This window comes from Oleiphilus sp. HI0128 (genome assembly GCF_001635365.1).
This window is the reverse complement of record NZ_LWGG01000210.1, coordinates 21,682-35,937: the sequence shown is the minus strand read 5'-3', so window position 1 is coordinate 35,937 and position 14,256 is coordinate 21,682. Positions and strand designations below refer to the sequence as shown.

At 44.2% G+C, this 14,256-nt stretch carries 11 protein-coding genes; 6 read left to right on the top strand and 5 right to left on the bottom strand.

The features are described from left to right. Window positions 1–922, bottom strand: a 922-nt coding sequence (locus tag A3763_RS29940) for a methyl-accepting chemotaxis protein (protein ID WP_304440776.1), incomplete at its 3' end; no start/stop codon positions are given. A gap of 225 nt (window positions 923–1,147) precedes the next feature. Here A3763_RS29940 and A3763_RS02815 point away from each other — a divergent pair. Beyond that, a complete protein-coding gene (locus A3763_RS02815) occupies window positions 1,148–1,801 on the top strand; it encodes a hypothetical protein (protein WP_156490425.1) in 654 nt (217 codons plus the stop codon). A 29-nt stretch (window positions 1,802–1,830) separates the two neighbouring features. Here A3763_RS02815 and A3763_RS02810 read toward each other — a convergent pair whose 3' ends face one another. Both A3763_RS02810 and A3763_RS02805 read right to left on the bottom strand, forming a co-directional pair. Continuing rightward, window positions 1,831–2,454, bottom strand: coding sequence for an L-threonylcarbamoyladenylate synthase (locus tag A3763_RS02810; protein WP_068509760.1), 624 nt, complete (start codon window positions 2,452–2,454; stop codon window positions 1,831–1,833). Window positions 2,455–2,531: 77 nt separating this feature from the next. Beyond that, the gene (locus A3763_RS02805; protein ID WP_068509757.1) at window positions 2,532–2,846 is read right to left on the bottom strand and encodes a BolA family transcriptional regulator; all 315 of its coding nucleotides are present in this window, start codon (window positions 2,844–2,846) and stop codon (window positions 2,532–2,534) included. Window positions 2,847–3,144: 298 nt separating this feature from the next. Here A3763_RS02805 and A3763_RS02800 point away from each other — a divergent pair, with 298 nt between their 5' ends. The 4 genes from A3763_RS02800 to A3763_RS02785 all read left to right on the top strand — a co-directional run bounded on the left by A3763_RS02800 (window position 3,145) and on the right by A3763_RS02785 (window position 9,155). Continuing rightward, window positions 3,145–3,837: a response regulator transcription factor gene (locus A3763_RS02800; RefSeq protein ID WP_231872080.1), complete on the top strand. Its 693-nt coding sequence runs from the start codon at window positions 3,145–3,147 to the stop codon at window positions 3,835–3,837. Between the two features lie 76 nt (window positions 3,838–3,913). Continuing rightward, entirely contained in the window at window positions 3,914–5,548 is a 1,635-nt protein-coding gene (locus A3763_RS02795; RefSeq protein WP_068553046.1) for a FecR domain-containing protein, read from the top strand. 123 nt (window positions 5,549–5,671) lie between these two features. Then, window positions 5,672–8,269 carry a CHASE2 domain-containing protein gene (locus A3763_RS02790; protein WP_068509752.1) on the top strand — a complete coding sequence of 866 codons (2,598 nt, stop codon included), beginning with the start codon at window positions 5,672–5,674 and terminating at the stop codon, window positions 8,267–8,269. A gap of 19 nt (window positions 8,270–8,288) precedes the next feature. Continuing rightward, complete coding sequence (locus tag A3763_RS02785; RefSeq protein ID WP_068509750.1) at window positions 8,289–9,155, top strand: NAD(P)-dependent oxidoreductase; 867 nt, start codon at window positions 8,289–8,291, stop codon at window positions 9,153–9,155. Window positions 9,156–9,206: 51 nt separating this feature from the next. Here A3763_RS02785 and topA read toward each other — a convergent pair whose 3' ends face one another. After that, the gene (gene topA, locus A3763_RS02780) at window positions 9,207–11,870 is read right to left on the bottom strand and encodes a type I DNA topoisomerase (protein ID WP_068509747.1); all 2,664 of its coding nucleotides are present in this window, start codon (window positions 11,868–11,870) and stop codon (window positions 9,207–9,209) included. A 241-nt stretch (window positions 11,871–12,111) separates the two neighbouring features. On the opposite strand from topA, the gene A3763_RS02775 reads away from it, so the two are divergent. Then, a complete protein-coding gene (locus A3763_RS02775) occupies window positions 12,112–12,915 on the top strand; it encodes a hypothetical protein (RefSeq protein WP_068749923.1) in 804 nt (267 codons plus the stop codon). Between the two features lie 156 nt (window positions 12,916–13,071). On the opposite strand, the gene fadA is transcribed toward A3763_RS02775, so the two are convergent. Next, entirely contained in the window at window positions 13,072–14,247 is a 1,176-nt protein-coding gene (gene fadA, locus A3763_RS02770; RefSeq protein ID WP_068509740.1) for an acetyl-CoA C-acyltransferase FadA, read from the bottom strand. Between the last annotated feature and the right edge of the window lie 9 nt (window positions 14,248–14,256).

The following is a 14,256-nucleotide window of genomic DNA, read 5'->3' as shown; positions in this document are numbered from 1 at the left end:
TTAACGTTTCTGTATAAGCGGAAGCTTCATCCATAGTATTTTCAATGGTGACATTTGTTTGCTCCAAATCTACAAGCATTTCATCGACATGGGCTTTCGCACTGATCGCCATATTCATATCCAAGGATGCGATCTCTCCCACAATTTTGCTTACACCATCAATCGCGCGCTTTGTGTTCTCAGATGTTTCAAATATTTTGTCATTAAGGGTGTTTGAGTTTTGCGACAAGGTACGTACCTCGTCAGCAACCACGGCAAATCCTCTGCCGGCTTCACCAGCTCTCGCTGCCTCGATTGCCGCATTTAATGCCAATAAATTTGTTTGATCAGCAATACCCCTGATCTGCCCTAGCAAGGTAAAAGTTTGTTCAAAATGATGTGACATATCCTCGATTCGGTGAACAGCAAAGATACTTTTTTCACTCACCTCAACCAATAATCTGACATAACTATCTATTATCCCCATCAACTCATCAACAAATTGCCTGACTGTTACTTGCTCTTCTCCACTTGTTGTTTCATCCTCATGGACCATAGCAACAACTTTTAACAAGAGCTCTCTTTGTCGTTCAGATTTCTGAGATATTCCGGTAAAACTGGCACTAATCTGATCAGCGCTTTCAGTCACCTTCTGATTAATGTGGACAAGATTTTCCTTCACAAGCTCTGCTTGTTCACTCATTACTGCGCATGCTTCCTGAGTGAGTTCAGTGGCCTTATCATTTAGCAGTGATCGCTCTTGTCCCGCATAACGACTACGAAGACTCTGCACATTTGCATAGTGGGCCCAAGCCCAAGCAATTGAGGTTAGAACAACCGGTATAAATATGAGTTTGGTGGGTATATAAAAACAACCCAGCGTCGTCAACAATGTGAGAATAATAGGTAAAACCGGTGCGCGATACGCTGACATTTCTGACATAGAACAAGATTGCCTAATTATTAAGAAACCAAATCCCTGCAGTCTAGTAAGCAAAGCCCTTCTTTGCCAGCAGCTATTCAAATCTAGGGGTGGGACAATTCCATGTTAACTTACCCTAGCCGCCTAACAAGCTTGGCATTTAATTTGCTATTCCTTAGATAACTAGCATTTTTTGTCAGAAAACGGTCATTGATTGCCGAACTGGAACTTAGCGAGCAAATAACCATGGCACATATATCAACAGAACAAGCCTTACAGATCCCTCAGCAACTACAACGTCAGGACTCTCAAAACGGTACTGAAAACAGCAGCCACGCAGACGACAGTGCCAGACGCAAAGAACAAGCAGAAAAGCGAGTATTGCTAGACGATGCGGTCACTTTATTAAGACTAGGCATTCAAAGTCAAAGTAAAAAGGTAAATGTTGAAACATTCAAAACGGAGTTAGGCCAAGATAAAGCCTTCCTCAAGGAAACTCTGCGTAATAAGCTTGCTGAGTACAACTTAAACCCGAGAACCCAGCTAAATGTAGAGAAGGATATTTACGGCAACATTGAGATCAAAGGCGCGATGCGCCCAAGCGATCATGAAAAAATAAGTACTGACCTTAACAACAACAAACACTTTAAAGAGGCTTTTCAGCGTTTGAGCAAACAGCAGCCTACACTTGATTACGTAGACAATGTCGTGAAGATTTCTGGTGCATATGGAGTTGGTAATAATCTCTTTAATGAGCTAATTAGCGAACAAAATGAGCATAACAAATTAAATGATATCGCCCATCGCTATGAAGCACTGAAAACCAACAAAATCACCAATAATAGTGAGCAAGCAGCTCTGTCGAAGGATAACAGCTTCCGCTTAACGATAAACGCATAAACCGTACCCGCCTAAACAAGCGGTGATACTTAGCCCTCGAAAGCCGAGATGTCACCGCAGCCTTTACGAACAATCTCCGTTTCTTCGCCTGATAAGTTCACCACAGAGGTTGCCTCAAAGCCACAGAAGCCACCATCTATAACCAAATCAAGCGTATGCTCTAACAAAGAACGAACCTCGTAAGGGTCAGTCATAGGCATATCATCACCAGGCAAAATAAGCGTTGTACTCATTATTGGCTGACCAAGCTCTTCCAGCAAGGCTAAAGCAATTTCGTTGTCCGGAATTCGGATACCGATTTGACGTCGCTTTGGGTTCATTAAACGCCGCGGAACTTCAGTCGTCGCATCGAGAATAAACGTATAAGGGCCCGGTGTGTGTGCCTTTATCTGGCGGTATTGTTGATTATCAACTTTAGCGTAGGTTGATATATCCGTTAGGTCACGACATACCAGTGTAAAGTTATGCTTTTCATTAAGCTTTCGAATCTGCCTAATTTTATCGGCGGCCTTCTTGTCGCCTAAATGGCAACCTAGTGCGTACGCAGAGTCAGTCGGATAAGCAATCACACCACCGCTTTCAATGATCTCTGCCGCATGTTTAATCAACCTCGCCTGAGGGTTCTCAGGATGAATCTGAAAAAATTGACTCATCGTACCTACTCCTAATAAAGGGCAATTCCAATTGAATATCTATCAGCTATTTAGGGTTCTGGCCTGCTACAGCTGTACTATTTAGAGCCACCCATACAGTTTGGGGACTCTGGTGATTTCTCACCCATGATACTCGACCATTCTTGCGGAACATATAAATGTAGTGCCAAAGCATGTAGGCCTTGCTCCATTAAGCCACCAAGCAAGGCATAGACACTTTGATGACGAGCAACTTTAGACTTTCCCTCAAAATCCTCAGTAACCAAAGTCACCTTAAAGTGAGTCTCAGAGTTAGGAGGCACGCTATGCATATGGCTCTCATTTAATACCTCTATAAACTCAAGTTCAAAATTGTTACTCAACAAGTCCTGAATCTCTTTTTGACGCGACATCTTAGTACAACCATTTCATCTATGTAATTAAGCATTATAACAGCGAAACTCGCTATTCAAGGGGGTCTGATACTAATCTCTAAATCATGATAAAGCGAGCAAAATGATCACTTGCTTAAAACTGCCCTCCAGTGCCACGAAAACAAAACTACAAAAGCATTACAATTTAGAACAATCTTGATAATGATTCAGCATGTATTATCTGTAGGATATTAGCTAATTTCCAAGACAATTCAGAAAAAGCATCTACACTAGAAAAAACACAAAAAAATAATACAGAACATATATTTAGGGGATAATGATGAAAATTGCTTTGTTAGAAGACGAGCTGGAACAAGCACAAAACCTTAGTGCGATGCTGGTAGAAAACCAACATAGTTGTGATTTCTTTCAGACTGGCAAATCTTTTTTATACGAAGTACTACATAACAGTTATGACTTGTTAATCCTTGATTGGCAGCTTCCAGACATGGAAGGTACCGAAGTTCTTAAATCGATTCGCTCAGAGCTTAGCTGGCGGATACCTGTAATATTTCTGACCTCCAGAGATAGCGAAGCCGATATTATAACGGCCCTTGATGCAGGCGCTGACGACTATCTTGTCAAACCAGCCAGACCTGGAGAGTTAAAAGCTCGAGTCAACGCCTTAGCAAGACGCTCCGCAAACGAGGTAGAAGAGCAAGAGGAGATGGTTATTGGCCCTTATGTGATTAATCTGACTAAAAGAACCATCGTGTCTTTTGGTGAAGACGTGCCACTGACCGATAAAGATTTTGATTTAGCCGTCTTCATGTTTCAGAACATTGGGCGCCTACTATCCAGAGACTACCTGTTGGAAAGGGTTTGGGGAATTTCTATCAACATCAATACTCGGACCGTCGATACGCATGTCAGTCGCTTAAGACGCAAATTGCATATCAAACCTGAGAACGGATTTCGCGTGAAAACAGTTTATCAACATGGGTACAGGCTGGAAAAAGTTGGCGACTAGAGATAAGGACAGCAGCTCTTAACCTGCTCTTGGCTAGAAGCTTTGATATTAATAATGTAGTGAGCATGATTTATTTATGAAATTTGGACGTATTGATATCCATAAACTAACGACGACAGTCATCAACTTCGTCATGCTCTTATGCCTTTCTTGTGCTATTTCTAGCGTCTTGCTAACTTCGGTATCGTTTGCTCAAACACCTCAGGTGGAAGAGTGGCACTACACGCTGCGCCCTGGCGACAACCTGCAAAAAGTCAGTCAAGGCCTTCTCAACAGACAGCACACCTGGACTGATTTAATACGTTATAACAAGATTGAACAGGTCTCGGCCCTGGCCCCTGGCTCAATTATTAAAATCCCTATGCACTGGCTAAAACATCAACCAAAACCGGCTGTTGCCAAGTCAGTTTCTGGTAGTGCCTTGATCAAACGCGCCAGCAAGAGTGTATTTAAGCTACTCAAAACAAATATGAATATTCGTGTCGGTGATGAAGTTGCGACAAAAAAAGGTAATGTTTTAATTGAGTTTGCAGACAGCTCAACCATTCGCTTGGAAGAAAATTCCAACCTGGTCTTCAATAAACTGTCCCACTTTGGCAAGACTGGCATGGTTGATACGCGACTAAGGCTCAAGAGAGGCTCACTGTCCACTGAGGTTACACCCTTGGTTAAAGGATCTCGCTACGAGATTACCACCCCATCGGCGGTAGCAGCCGTGCGCGGAACTGAATTTCGTTTGAGTACCCAGGGTAATGAAACACAGCTGGAAGTTATTGAAGGTGAAGTCTCTTTTGCTGGTGAACATGGGACGACTCAAGTTTTTGCAGGCAACGGTGCGCGCATCAAAAAAGGTAGCGCGATTATTGAGCAGACAAAGTTAGCTGACGCCCCCAAAGCACTATTTGCAGAGAGAGTTGTAGACGACCTTCCTTCAACTCTGTCTTGGGAAGAACAAAAAAGCGCCGAAGCTTATCGAGTTCAACTCACTGACAATAAGCAAAATGGAAAACTTGTTAAGCAAGGGAAAATACAAAAGCCTGAACTTGAGTTGGAACATATTGAGAATGGTGAGTATGACGTTTCCATGCGCGCCATTGACGCTAATGGTTTTGAGGGTGTCGACTCCGTTACACGCATAGCAGTGGACATTGGCACAGAGCAAGCAAAACTCATTGCGCCGCTTGCCAAAAGCATACTTGATAGTACCAAACCTACATTTAGCTGGAACTTTGTTAAACCGGATACGCTCGGAAAACTACAGATTTCCAAAGACAAAGGTTTCAACCTGCTAATCAGCCAAACAGACTTTGATGCAGCGCAGCAGATTGCACCAAGGAAAGCATTGATGCCCGGCTCATACTATTGGCGCGTAGTATCGCTTGCAGATGACGGCGAAACAGCGAATAGCGAAGTGCGTAACTTTTCTGTCCGCGGTATATTGAAACCCGTGAAGATTCTAAGTGTTAACTATATCGACAGCCAAGTTGGCCTGTTCTGGAATAAAGTAGACAATACCCAAGCCTACATATTGCAGGTGTCTGATAGCAAAAGCTTCGAAAACATTCTGAAAGAACAGACCATTGCCAAGGCTCGAGCCCACCTAAGATTAACACCTGGAAAGCGCTATTTCGCTCGGGTTAAGGGAATTGGCAACGAACTATTCAGTTCAGACTTTGGCCCAATCAAAGAGCTATATATTGAAAATGAATAATATGTTGCCTTGCAACAATAATGTTCGTACTGTCATCGGCGCATATCATTTTTTCACATGACAGCGAACATTTTTGCTAAGATGCGTTCGGCCCAACAACGACAGCAATAATAATAGAACCTTATGGCTAGAAACATTCCCGAATCCAGGCCTTATGCGCAGTACCTTTTGACTCTCGCCCTACTCGTGGTGAGCGCTTTTTTGGTCTATACACAAGCGGCCAAGCGCCTCGATCTCTTGGCTTACGACACCGCAATAAACCTCACCCCGGTTCCCGCTGACGAAAATACGGTTATCATCGCCATAGATGAAAAGAGTCTCAATAGTATTGGCCAATGGCCATGGCGGCGTGCAATCCATGCACAGCTAATTGAAAAACTAACGCAGTACAACACCGCACTGATTGCCTTAGATATACTTTTTTCAGAAAAAAGCGCTTCGCACCCAGAAGATGACCTTGCCCTCGCAGCAGCGATCAAGAATAACGGCAACGTTCTACTGCCATTGCACCTACAACCGCTGACTCACGGCGGAACACTTGTTGAAATTCTTCCGATACCTAAACTGGTTGAAGCTGCCAGAGGTATGGGTCATGTCCATGTTGACCTGGACCAAGACGGACTTGCGCGCGGACTATATTTGAACTCAGGTGTCGGCGATGCTCATTGGCCTAGCTTATCAATGGCGATGGCAAGCGAAGTTAACCCCATGATCCAATATATTCGCATGGTAGCATCAAGTAACTCTCCTTATATGTCAGTCAACACCCAATATCGCTTAATACCTTTTGCTGGCCCTGGCGGCACATTTCCGACCTACAGCTATCTGGAGGTTATGCTTGACCAAGTACCTGCTGAAGCATTTCGCGACAAGACCATTTTGATCGGCGCAACGGCTGCAGGTCTAGGCGATATTATTCCAACGCCTGTATCAAGAAGCGGCACCTCAATGTCTGGCGTTGAACTCCATGCCAACGCCTACTCTGCACTACTTAATAATACCGCTATTCGACCTGTTGATTCGGTTTGGGCTTACTTGCTGACATTTGCTTTCATCATGATCCCTATCCTGCTGTTTCCGCGACTCAAACCAACGCATGTCTTACCTTCTGCGATCCTGCTAGTACTGTTGGTTTTTAGTTTTAGCTACCTACTAATACTACTAGATAAGACCTGGTTTCCACCCATTAATGCAATCATTGGTATTTTACTCGCATACCCTTTGTGGAGCTGGCAACGCATGCGGCAGCTAAACCAATTTTTAAACCATGAGTTGGAAAGGCTTGAAAAAGAACCTGCGATTAGCTTCCGTCATATCGGTCAGCACCCGGTGCAAGAAATCTTCGAATCTTTAAATGCCCTGCTAAAACCTAAGCACTACGTTCTACTTAAAGATAAGCAAATTATTCTGCAAGATGAACATACGCCGCTTAGTTACCAGCGCTTAAAATCAACAAACAAGTGGATGCATGATGGGCACACCAGCTGGATAACCCTAGCTCAGGAATCTGACTCTGGCGTGACATCCTTCTACCATATGGGCTTTGTATGGGCTCATCCAACCAACCTATCTGAACATCAGGACTATCTAAACAAACTCGACTTCACAACACCACTAGCACGCAATAAGCCCCGATATTATGAGAAGGTTGCCAATCGAATATCACAGGTACGTGAAGCAATACATTCCATGCAAGACATGAGAACCTTTATATCAAAAGGCTTCGAAGAAATTCCCAATGCGGTATTTGTTACCGACCCTGTTGGCTTAATCGTATTTACCAATAGTCATGCTCAAACTTGGTTTTCTGAATCAAACGGAACGCTACTAGGACAAGCTATTTGTACATTGTTTGACCCCCAACAAAACATTCAGCTAAGTCAAAATATGAGTAAGGTATTAGTCAACGGCGCACAGACCAATGATGAAATCCAGTTAAATGATAGAGACGTTCAGGTTCATTGCGCCCCCTTTATTGTCGATGAAGACATTGACGCAGGCTTGATGATCACACTTTCAGATATCACCGAAATTCGCCAACAACAGCGTGAAAAAAATCAGCTTATTGACTTTTTATCTCACGATGTCCGTTCTCCGCTGGTATCACAGCTAGCCATGCTTAACGGGCTCAGAACTGGTCGAATCAACTGGGATAGCACGCTAATTGATGAAATTGAAAGCCACGCCAAAAGAAGCTTGAATCTGTCAGACCAATTTTTGCAAATCACTCGCGCAGAACAGAGCGCCGAGCAAAGCTTTTATGAGTTTGACCTGCTCAATGCAGTCGAAGATAGCATTGACTCCTTGTCCCAACAGGCAAAAGCGAAAGGCATTAATCTAGAGTTCTCTGATGAAGAACCTATCTGGCTACTCGGCAATGCAGAGTTGATTGAGCGAGCTATCACCAACCTGCTTTCCAATGCTGTCAAATACAGCCCTGAAGACACAACGGTTACAATTAAAACCCGTTGTACTCAAGATAAGGCGATTATCGATATTTCAGATCAAGGCTTTGGCATCAGTCCTGAAGAGCTTCCTTTTATTTTCAAGCGCTTTCACCGCCAAAGACAGACAGAATTAAGCGGCGATAAAGGTGCAGGTTTAGGTTTGAATTTTGTCCAGGTTGTAATTAAAAAACACAAAGGTAGCATTGATGTTCAGAGCGAAGCGAATCAAGGCACCTGCTTTACCTTGACCTTACCACTAGCAGAGAATAATTAAATACTTGGAGCAACATTCCATGACAACTAAAGTTTTGTTCATAGGTTTAGGGGTAATGGGATATCCTATGGCTGGTCACCTTTCCAAACATTGTGACCTTCACGTCTACAATCGTAGTACCTCAAAATCCCAACGTTGGCTCGAAGAGTATGAAGGCCAAATACTGCTAGACCTTAAGAAGATTGATCATAAGTTCGACCTCGTCATAAGCTGCATCGGCAATGATAAAGATCTCGAAGAGGTCTACCTGTCCGAACAAGGCCTGCTCGCCCAATGCGATAGCAAAACACTTTTTATCGATCACACCACCGCTTCCGCTGAACTCGCTAGACGTATTGACGCCAGCACTAAGCAAAAAGGTATGGCATTTATCGACGCTCCCGTTTCTGGCGGCGAACAGGGTGCAATTAATGGCCAGCTAACCATTATGTGCGGCGGCGAAGAAGCAGCTTTCAAACAGGCAAGCGACCTTATGCGGCACTATGCCAAAGCAATGAACCTGCTTGGCCCGTGCGGCTCAGGACAACTCTGCAAAATGGCCAATCAAATGGCCGTAGCCGGTGTGGTACAAGGGCTGGCCGAGGCCATCCATTTCTCAGAGAAAGCTGGCCTGGACTGCAAGCAAGTCGTCGATGTGATATCCAAAGGAGCTGCGCAATCATGGCAAATGGATAATCGTTCAGACACCATGATCGATGCCGAATACGAACACGGTTTTGCCGTAGATCTAATGCGCAAAGACTTAAACATCTGTTTATCTGAAGCTCGGAATATCGGCGCAAAACTTCCCCTAACGGCGCTGATTGACCAGTTTTACGCAGATGTACAGGATATGGGTGGTGCAAGGTGGGATACCTCCAGCTTACTTGAAAGGTTACGTAAATGATGGACATAAAAAAAGCCGCTTAGCGCGGCTTTTTTTATGTCTGACAACTCGCTACTTCTTTTTAGCTTTTGCCTTTTTAGCTTTAGGCAATGTCTCAACCCACTTTCCATCCTGGTAATGAGCCGACCAGCCAGTAGCTTTAACCTTCTCTTCGACTTTTTCTTCAGACATCACATACTGCTCTTTCGTCTTGCGGCTAAAACGGACAATCGACGGATTGCCCTTATTATCTTTCACCGGCGCTGAGAAAAGAAATTCATACTTAGTATCAATTTCATCTTTATGAGGCAGCAGTTCACTCACTAAGGGAGCACGAGTTTCACGATTCTTCGGGAACTTACTTGCCGCGAGGAATAATCCCGCAGCCCCATCTCGTAAGATGTAAGTATCTTCAACCTTCTCACAAGTTAATTCAGGCATCGGCACTGGGTCCATCTTCGGTGGCGCGGCTTCACCATTTCGCAATAACTTACGAGTATTTTTACACTCTTCATTGGTACAACCAAAGTACTTACCAAAGCGGCCGGTGCGAAGCTGCATTTCTGATGAACACTTATCACACTCTAATACAGGGCCATCATAGCCCTTGATCTTAAACTCACCCTCTTCAACTTCATACCCAGAACAGTCCGGGTTGTTACCACAAACGTGTAGCTTACGTTGCTCATCGATCAGATAACTGTCCATGGCGGTTGAACAAATTGAACAACGGCGCTTCTTACGCAAAAGTTTTGACTCGCCTTCCTCATCATCTGCACTGGCGATTTCATCACCCGGTACAAGATTGATCGTCGATTTACAACGCTCTTTTGGCGGCAAGGAGTAACCTGAACAGCCCAAAAACACGCCCGTACTACCCGTACGAACCTGCATATGACGACCACAACTAGGGCAAGGAATATCTGTCTCGGTTGGATCATTTTCACGCATACCACCATCAAGCGACTGTGCTTGGTCTAGTTGAGTTGTGAAATGGTCGTAGAAATCATTAAGAACCGCTTTCCAGTCCTTTTCATCTTGAGCAACATCATCCAGTTGTTCTTCCATCTGAGCGGTAAAACTGTAGTCCATCAGCTCAGAGAAAGATTCAACCAAACGATCGGTAACAATATCCCCCATCTTCTCGGCGTAGAAACGCTTGTTTTCAAGCTTCACATAGCCACGATCCTGGATCGTTGAAATAATCGCTGCGTAAGTTGAAGGGCGACCGATCCCTCTTTTTTCCAATTCCTTAACCAAAGCGGCTTCTGAATAGCGCGCAGTCGGTTTGGTAAAATGCTGCTTGGGATCCAGTTTATCTAAAGATAGTTCATCGCCAACCTGAAGATCAGGAAGGATGACATCATCGTCTTTCTTGCTATTCGACGGCAACACTTTCAAGAAACCGTCGAACTTCATAACACGACCACGCGTACGAAGTGTAAAGTCACCCGCTGTCACTTCCAAAGACGAACTCAAAAATTCGGCATTATTCATCTGACAGGCCACAAAGTTACGCCAAATCAAGTCGTACAGTCTCTCAGCGTCCTTCTCAAGGCTTTTTATGCCTGAGGTAAGCACCGTTACGTCAGATGGACGAATCGCCTCGTGAGCTTCCTGAGCTCCCTCTTTACTACTATATAGTCTCGGCGCATCAGGCACATACTTACTACCCATGTTCTCAGCGATATAATCTCTACATGCGTTGACAGCATCTTCACTCAAGTTCGTCGAATCAGTACGCATGTAGGTGATATAGCCCGCTTCATAAAGACGCTGAGCTAACATCATGGTTTTCTTTACACTAAAACCTAATCGAGTACTGGCTGCTTGCTGCAAAGTAGAAGTAATAAACGGAGCATTAGGCTTGGAGCTTGTCGGTTTGTCTTCTCGTTTGGAAACTGCAAACGCGGCTTTATTCAATGCCTCTTGGTGAGCTTTGATTTGATCAGCATTTACCGGACGGAAAGCGCTACCTTGATAGCGACTGACCTGAAAGCGTGTATCACCTTTTTTACCAGCACAGAGGTCAGCAAACATTTCCCAATATTCTTCTGGGACAAACGCTCGAATTTCTTTCTCACGCTCAACAATCAGGCGTACAGCAACAGACTGTACACGACCGGCTGAAAGTCCTCGTGCCACCTTCGCCCAAAGCAAAGGTGAAACCATAAAGCCAACCACCCGATCCAGAAAACGGCGGGCTTGTTGAGCATCAACGCGAGATTGATCCAATTCTGCCGGCACTTCAAAAGCTCCTTGAATTGCCTTCTTGGTAATCTCATTAAAGACAACGCGCTTATAGCGTTCATCATCGCCACCAATTGCTTCTTTTAAGTGCCAAGCAATGGCTTCTCCCTCTCTATCCAAATCGGTTGCGAGAAAGATTTGATCGGCATTCTTAGCGAGCTTCTTGAGTTCGGTAACAACCTTTTCTTTACCAGGCAGCACTTCATAGCGTGCTTCCCAGTCATTTTCCGGGTCGATCCCCATACGGGCAATTAGCTGTTCCTTGGCTTTACGCGCTTTATGAACCGCTTTTTCTTCCGGGCTCATCTTACGTGTAGCAGCAGCCTGTTTAGCACGCTCTTGAGGCGTACTGGTAGACCCCCCCCCCGAGGTAGGCAAATCACGAATATGCCCCACACTGGACTTTACGATGTAATCAGAACCGAGGTATTTATTAATTGTCTTAGCTTTTGCTGGTGACTCGACAATAACGAGGGACTTACCCATAAAACTCCAAACTAAAGTGGTTGCTCATACGCTGCAATCTAGCTGTATATTTTTTCAGCAAAACATACCCTAAAAAGAACAAACGTGAGAATAAGTTGAATATATAAGGCGACATATATATTGATTTGTAGCTAAAGGGTCAAGTCATTGCAATGTTTTTTTCTGATTTTTGAACAAACTAGCTAGCATTTTTAAAGCCTTTGCTACACTTAAAGGGAATAAAGCCTGAAACATAGTCCACATGAATAGTACACTTATAATATCTTTGATAGCCTCCATCATTGTTATCTCAATGGTTGCCAGTGGCATAAGTTATAGCCGCCAACAAGCAATGAAAAAGCGCAAGCTTCGCATTAACAAACTAAGGCAACAAGCTGATGAGCTATTAAGCTACACCTCACTTTTATTAAAAATTGATGAAAGCTACGTACTGATCACCCAAGTTCAATCTTTAGCAGTGAACGCCTTAAAAGCAGCGCAGCAATTAGCCCCCGACGATCAATTAATTCTTTCCCACTTACGAACTCAAGAGGGAAAGTTACTAAACTTCAAAAGCGGACAACGAGAAAATAAAGTCGCCTGTTATGTCACCAGTGATATTGAACTGACCCAGGCACAAAGCCAAATCGGTCAAATCAGTAAGTTACTCGACATCTATCGCAATAAAGGCTCATTAACGGCGGCAAAGTGCCAGGAGCTGCAAATTCATCTGCAAACAGTCAAGGTCGAGCTCAACATAAATAGTAACTTATACCAGGCCGACAGCTTCGCTGAGGAAGGCGATATGACGATGTATCAGATGCATATCAAGCAAGCTCTGGACTTGCTGAAAAAGACCAGCATAGATAATGATACGAAAAACACCCGCATACGAGAGCTAAGCGAACTCCTGACCGAAGCAAAACGAACAAACCGTGTCGTAGGCGAAGGTAACTTGATCAAACCTCAAGCCAAGAAGGCAAAAAAGAAAAAACCGATCAGCGACTCAGCAGAAACGGAAACCAATCAAAACGAATGTACCGACACTTCAACTGAGCAAAAATAGAAGTAGTGAGTCGACTCAAGTAAATCTACCCCCTCTTAAAACAAAAAAACCGCAGCCAAAACTGCGGTTTTTTCTTATCTTATTAAGACACACTCCCGAAGAATACTTCCTATTGCCTAAGCAATTTTCCTGGGAGCGTGCTTATCAAAGATGGTCTTACAGACGTTCCCAAATTGTTGAGATGCCCTGACCAAGACCTACACACATGGTAGAAACACCATATTTGCCGCCCTTATCTTCAAGAACATTCAACAAAGTCGTTGAGATACGTGCACCTGAACAACCTAGTGGGTGACCCAAAGCGATCGCACCACCATTCAGGTTAACTTTAGTCTCTGCAACATCTAGCAACTTAAGATCTTTCATTACTGGCAAAGACTGACCTGCGAAAGCTTCGTTAAGCTCCCAGAAATCGATATCTTCAATGGTAAGACCAGCACGCTTAAGTGCTTTCTTAGTTGCTGGAACTGGGCCGTAACCCATGATAGCTGGATCACAACCTGCAACAGCCATTGAAACGATACGAGCACGTGGCTTAAGGCCAAGCTCTTCTGCTTTCTCAGCTGACATCAACAACATTGCTGCTGCGCCATCTGTAAGCTGTGAAGACGTACCCGCAGTTACTGTACCGCCTTTAGGGTTGAAAGCTGGCTTCAACTTGCCTAGAGACTCTGCAGTCGTTTCTGGACGGATTGTTTCATCGTCCTCAATAAGAACTTTAAAACCGTTCTCATCATGACCTTCAACTGGAACGATTTCGTTCTTAAAACGACCTTCCAATGTAGCTTCGTGAGCTAGACGGTGTGAACGCGCGCCAAACTCATCTTGCATTTCACGTGAAATACCGTGCATTTTAGCTAACATTTCAGCCGTTAGACCCATCATGTTAGATGCTTTTGCAGAGTACTTACTTGCTGCTGGGTTGTGGTCGAAACCTTTAGTCATGGATACGTGACCCATGTGCTCAACACCACCCACAACAAACACGTCACCGTTACCGGTTTGGATTGCTTGTGCAGCTGTGTGAATTGCACTCATCGCAGAACCACACAAACGGTTAACCGTTTGAGCGCCAGCAGCGTGAGGAACTTTAGTTAACAATGAAATTTGACGAGCAACGTTAAAGCCCTGCTCCATTGTTTGGTTAACACAACCCCAGATTACGTCTTCAACGTCATTAGGGTTCAATTTTTCGTTACGATCAAAAATAGCATCAATCAGCGTAGCTGAAAGTGTCTCAGCACGTACATTGCGGAAACAGCCATTTTTAGCACGACCCATTGGGGTACGTACTGCATCGATGACGACGACATCTTTTGGATTAAGACTCATAGATATTCT